This window comes from Nocardioides sp. P5_C9_2, assembly GCF_054049555.1.
Map to the genome: position 1 here is coordinate 1 of NZ_JBFUMD010000251.1, position 5,625 is coordinate 5,625.

Below are 5,625 nucleotides of genomic sequence, written 5' to 3' on the forward strand. Positions count from 1 at the left end.
GTGGTGTAGGTGTCGAACTCGTCCACCTGCGCGGTCTCCTCCTTGGTGAGGTCGTCGTCCAGCTTCTCGAAGTCCGTCTGCTTCGCGTCCTCGTCGAGGTCGTCGATCAGCGCCATGGTCGTCTCGAACCCGGCGCGCGCGTCGTCGGAGATGTCCTCGGGGGTGCCCGTGTCCTGCATCGCGGTCCCCCAGTCCTTGATCGTGGTGATGATCTCCTTGTCGCTGGCCTCGGTCATGCCGGACATGTCGGAGAACAGGCTCTGGTAGCCGTCGCAGAAGTCCTTCTCGCTGGCGTCGGTCGGGGCACCACTGGCACCTCCCCCACCACAGGCGACGGCTGAGCCGCCCACGAGGACGAGCGAGGCGACGAGCAGGGCAGGCTTCATGGATCTCTCCTGGGAACGGGGGTACGGCGCGGTGCGCCTGTCACCCCCACCCTGCCCTATCCCCGGATCCCCACACCTGCCCCGGAGGGGCCGAACGCGGCCGGCAGCGGCAGGTGCAGGGCGACGGGCAGGTCGGCGAGGTAGGCCTCACGGGAGCGCTCGACCACCCCGAGGCTCTCCAGGTGGGGGGTCTGCCACTGCACGTCGAGCACCCGGTCCGCCGCGTGGTCGTCACCGAGCAGCTCCACGAGCCCCATCAGCGCCACCTTGGAGGCGTCGCGCTCACGGTGGAACATCGACTCCCCGGCGAACAGCCCGCCGATCGCCAGGCCGTAGAGGCCTCCGGCGAGCCGTCCGTCGTGCCAGGCCTCGACGGAGTGCACCCAGCCGAGCTCGTGCAGCTCGAGGTACGCCGCCCGCACGTCGCGGGTGATCCAGCCGTCCGGGCGGCGCCGGTCGCCGCAGGCGTCGATGACCTCCTCGAACGCCGTGTCCACGCGTATCTCGAGCTCCTTCGCGGAGCGCCGCAGCGAGCGCGAGACCTTGAGGCCGTCCAGGGGCAGCACCCCGCGACGTACCGGCGAGAACCAGCCCATCGGATCCTGCGGCGGACCGATCGGCATCGGGAACAGCCCGCACGAGTAGGCCCGGAGCAGCGTGCCGGGCTCCAGGTCCGCCCCCACCGCCACCAGGTCGTCCCCCGGGTCCCACAGCTCGGGATCGGGGAAGACCCACGGGGTGTCGGGAGGGTTGACGGGGGCCACGGTGGGCACGGTAGCCAACACCTCGACAACTTTCCCCGCCCCCGGGGACTCCCACCGGACACCAGATCACGCTCGACCCTCTCGGAGGACACCATGCGAACGCCCACGACGCGAACCAGCGGCCTGCTCGTCCCGGCGCTCGGCGCCGCACTCGCGCTCGGCGCACTCACCGGGGTGCCCGCCCACGCCGCCGTCACCTGTGACGGCAGGACGGCGACCATCGAGGTGCCGGCCACCGACTACGACACCGCACCGGTGGTGGGCACGCCCGGGGACGACGTCATCGTCGGGACGCCCGGCAAGGACACCATCGACGGCGCGGGCGGCAACGACGTGATCTGCGGGCTCGACGGTCCGGACCGGATCTCCGGCGGTCCCGGGGACGACCGCCTCTTCGGTGGCCTCGACGGCGAGTACTCGATCGACGACGGCTACACCGCCGACCTCGTCGCGCCCGGGCCGGGCGACGACCACGTCGACCTGGGCGCCGACCGGCAGGCGCTGGACATCCACCCCGTCGACTTCGGCTACCTCGACCGCGTCGTGTACGCCGACGCCACGGGGCCCGTGACCGTCGACCTCACCGCGGGCACCGCCACCGGTGAGGGCACCGACACGATCGTGGTCGAGGGACCGGCCGGCGTCGTCGGCAGCGCCTTCGGCGACCGCATCACCGGCTCGCGGTTCCACGACCTGGTCCAGGCCGGCGCCGGGGACGACGTCGTCGACGGTCGCGCGGGTGACGACCACCTCGTCGTGGACGGGGGCGTCGACGCGACCACCTCGTTCCCGGCCCTCGACGGCGGCGACGACATCGCCGTCGGCGGACCCGGGACCGACGGGCTGGTGTCCGGCGGCGGCACCGACCAGCTCTCCGGTGACGGCGGGAACGACTTCCTCACCACGTCGCCGATCTCCGCGGGCTCGCTCCGGGGCGGCCCGGGCAAGGACCGCGTGTACGCCGAGGGTCCCGTCGACGTCTCGACGGGAGCCGGCAAGGATCAGATCGACTACCGGCTGCAGCCCGGCTTCCGCACCGAGATCGACGGCGACGGGGGCAAGGACTCGCTGACCCTGGGGCTCAGCAGGGCGTTCGGCACGGGCGAGAAGGTGCGCGTCGACCGACCGCGGAACCGGGTCACGTTCACCGGCTCGACCACGCGGCTGGGGTACTTCGAGGTCGAGCGCCTCGCGGTCAGTGGCGGTCACCCGCACTGGACCTTCATCGGCACCGGGGCCGACGAGCGTTTCACGGTGAGCGGCGGTCGGTCGCTGACGGCTCGTGCCCGCGGTGGCGACGACTTCCTCGTGGGGACCGGGGGGCGCGACCTCCTCGACGGCGGCCGGGGTCGTGACCGCGCCAACGGGAGCACCGGTCGCGACACCTGCGTCGGCGTCGAGCGGGCCATCTCGTGCGAGCGTCGCCGTTGAGAGGTGGTGGCCGCCCGTAGGCTGGGCGCATGAGCATGAAGGGATCCGTCGGCCGGCACCTCGCCCCCAAGATCTCCGAGCTCGCGCCCGGCCTGACCACCTCGTTCGTGCGTGAGTCGCTCAACCGCGCCATCGACGGGGTCGGGCCGCTGCCGCCCGCCGCCAGGGCAGCGGACAAGCAGCTCGCCGAGCAGGGCGGCCACGTCGAGCGTGCCGTCCACGAGGTCATCGAGAAMCACGTCCGCCTCGCGGGGGCCCAGGGCTTCCTGACCAACGTGGGCGGACTGGTCACCGCCGCGGTCGCCATCCCGGCCAACATCGCCGGCCTCACCCTGCTCCAGTGCCGGATGATCGCCGGCATCGCGCACCTGCGCGGCCACGACCTCGACGACCCCCGCGTCCGCAACGCCATCCTGATGACCCTGCTGGGCGAGGAGGCCGTGGAGACGCTGGTGAGCAAGGGCAAGCTGCCGGCGCCCCCGATGGCCCTGGCGACCGCTCCGGCACACGACGTCAACCTGGACGGCGTCATCGCGGCCGTGGTGGCCTCCGACATCCTCGCCCGCATGGCCGGCAAGCGCCTCGCGACCACCGTCGGTCGGCGCGTGCCCGTGGTGGGCGGCGTCGTCGGGGCGGGCGCCGACGGCTACTACACGTGGCGCGTGGGACGGTACGCCGATCGCGAGCTGCTGCCGCGCACGCGGCGGCCCTGACCGCCTCGTCAGTGGGGCCGGCGGCGCACCCGCCGGTAGACGACCAGCGCGCGGCGCCCGGACGGGCGGGACTCGAGCGCCTGGACGGTCCGCTCCGCCGTCGACCGGCGGGCGAGGTGCAGCTCGTGGCGGGTCTCGTCGAGCTCGCGCGCCAGGTTGGACTCCGACTCCCGCAGCCGTGAGCCCTCGACGAGCAGCGCCGTGATCGCGTCGAGGGCGGCCGGCAGGAGGTCGACGGCGGGGGCCGTGTCGGGGTCGGTGAAGCCCTCCGACGGCGCGCCGAGGAGGTCGGCGAGGTCGCCGACGACGTCGTACCCCCGCTGCTCGACCTCCGCGATCCACGAGCGCGAGACGTCCTGGACCCACGCGTGGGTGGCGGGCGGCAGGCCGAGGCGGGCGCTCGACGTACGCCGCGACAGGGTCTGGTGGGCGAGCAGCTCGCGCACCAGCGGCCGGTAGTCGGGCGGGTCCACGACCGGCGTCACCCGCTTGTTGACCAGGCGCAGCAGCGCGGTCTCGGGGACGCCGAGGGACGGGTTCGCCCGCTCGGCGGTGAGGTCGAGGTCCAGGCCGTCCAGCCCGAAGGTGCGGCTGAAGCGGCGCCACAGCTCGTCGGGCGCGGCACCCGGACGCGGCACGGTCACCAGGTGCACCTGCTCGGGCGGCAGGATCGCCCCCCAGCGGTCGAGGATGTCGGGAATCTCCTGGGCGCCCCAGAACCACGAGCCGATCCGGGTGTCGCGATCGGGGTCGCGGATCATCTCGAGGAAGTGGGCGTAGGAGACGAGGCTGCGGTGCTTGACGTTCTCCTGCCACTCCGCCGGCACCTGCCGGACGAGGTCGCGCGCCGAGAGGACGAGGTGCACCTCGACGCCCTCCCCGAACGACGTCATCGCCCGGTCGATCTGCATCGGGGAGGCGGTGGAGAGGATCTCGTGGCTGACGATCGAGGTGCCGGGCCAGGCGCGCACCTGCTCCGACAGCCGGTCCCACGCGCCCACGGCCTCGGTCTCCAGGCCGCCCCACGTGAGCCGCATCAGGTCCAGGGCGGCCAGGAAGTGCCCGTCGAAGCGGTCCGCCGGATAGAGGATGCCGTGGCCGCGCAGGGCCTCGCGGTTGCGGAAGAGCACGTCCTGGAGGTACGACGTGCCGGTCTTGGGGGTGCCGACGTGCAGCAGCACGCGCCGTCGGGGCGACTCCGGCGCGGACGTCAGGTCGGACGAGAGGTCGGACGGAGGGATCGGGGAGGTCGTCACCGCGCCTCCTTCGTCCAGTCGTCGTCCACCAGCATCCGCACCGCGAGCTCGAGCACCGCGACGTCGGGACGCTCCGCCGCCGGCGTCTCGCCGGTCAGGACCGGGGCCACGGCGGCGGGATCGCCGACGACAGGGTAGCCAGCCCGCCGCAGGCCACGGGTCATCCCCTCGGCCGCGCGCGTCACCCACTCCCGGTGCTCGTCGGGCACGCTGACCGGCGGCATCGTGGTGAGCGGGATCCGCGGCCACAGCGTCCGCGACATCAGGGCCGCGCGCTCGTCGGTGCTGACCAGCACCCCGACCACGGTGGCGATCCGGCGGCCCAGCTCGGCGGCATCGGCACCCGGGCGCCGCAGCGGGGGCAGGTGTCGGACGCCGAGGGCCTGCGGCAGCGCGGTCCGCTCGAGGACCACGACGACGCCTCCCGGGGAGCCACGGTGGCGCTCGGCGACGGCCGGCAGGTCGATGCGGGGCGGCAGCTGGTCGCGCTGCCGCCAGAACCGCAGCCACTCCGACCAGGCGAAGGAGCCGCGCTCGAAGCACCTCCGGGTCCACACGTCGGCGAGCATCTGGTCCAGGGGCGCGCCGATGACCACCATCCGGCCCCGTCCGAGGTGGCGGGGACCCAGCGCCTGACGTGCGGCCACGGCCATCACCGGGTCGCCGGCCACCCGGTGCGGCCGCGCCCAGGGCCGCGGGAGACCTCGCGCCCCGCGCGGCACACCGAGGCGGACGACGTCCTCGGCGAGGACGCTGGTGGCCACCCGGACCAGCTCGTCGGCGGGCAGCGTGCCGGGGTCGACGGGCCGGGGACCGTACTCCGACCGCGGGACGCCGGCGAGGGCCAGGTCGGGCTTGCCACGACCAGGGGCCGCGGCGGTCAGGACCCGATGGGCGACGGACGGCGCGACCCCGCCGGCGACGTTGAGGCGGCGGAGCAGCTCGAGCTGCTGGGCCCCGGGCAGCACCCGGCCGGAGGCGGGCGCCTCGCCGGCCCACGCCGACCAGGGCGTCGTACCACCATCGCGCAGGTGCGCCACCCACCCCCACGCGCGGGCCGCCCCGGGGCTCCCGG

6 protein-coding genes are annotated in these 5,625 nt (G+C 74.1%); 2 read left to right on the top strand and 4 right to left on the bottom strand.

Annotated elements, in window-relative coordinates; translation table 11 throughout:
• On the bottom strand, positions 1-386 hold a 386-nt coding region (locus ACXJKL_RS13105), incomplete at its 3' end, for a hypothetical protein (protein WP_457207485.1).
• Between the two features lie 56 nt (positions 387-442).
• Complete coding sequence (aat, locus tag ACXJKL_RS13110) at positions 443-1,150, bottom strand: leucyl/phenylalanyl-tRNA--protein transferase (protein WP_457207486.1); 708 nt, start codon at positions 1,148-1,150, stop codon at positions 443-445.
• A gap of 93 nt (positions 1,151-1,243) precedes the next feature.
• On the opposite strand from aat, the gene ACXJKL_RS13115 reads away from it, so the two are divergent.
• Both ACXJKL_RS13115 and ACXJKL_RS13120 read left to right on the top strand, forming a co-directional pair.
• Entirely contained in the window at positions 1,244-2,581 is a 1,338-nt protein-coding gene (locus tag ACXJKL_RS13115; RefSeq protein WP_457207487.1) for a calcium-binding protein, read from the top strand.
• A 29-nt stretch (positions 2,582-2,610) separates the two neighbouring features.
• Positions 2,611-3,294, top strand: a complete 684-nt coding sequence (locus ACXJKL_RS13120; RefSeq protein ID WP_457207488.1) for an EcsC family protein — start codon at positions 2,611-2,613, stop codon at positions 3,292-3,294.
• 8 nt (positions 3,295-3,302) lie between these two features.
• On the opposite strand, the gene ACXJKL_RS13125 is transcribed toward ACXJKL_RS13120, so the two are convergent.
• The gene (locus tag ACXJKL_RS13125) at positions 3,303-4,550 is read right to left on the bottom strand and encodes a hypothetical protein (protein WP_457207489.1); all 1,248 of its coding nucleotides are present in this window, start codon (positions 4,548-4,550) and stop codon (positions 3,303-3,305) included.
• Positions 4,547-5,625: hypothetical protein (locus ACXJKL_RS13130; RefSeq protein WP_457207490.1), on the bottom strand; the 1,079-nt coding region annotated here is incomplete at its 5' end. The genes ACXJKL_RS13130 and ACXJKL_RS13125, both read right to left, overlap by 4 nt.

Bases quoted from the DNA above. Each gene is read 5' to 3' on its own strand.
- ACXJKL_RS13115 (WP_457207487.1), top strand. From the start codon at position 1,244: ATGCGAACGCCCACGACGCGAACCAGCGGCCTGCTCGTCCCGGCGCTC.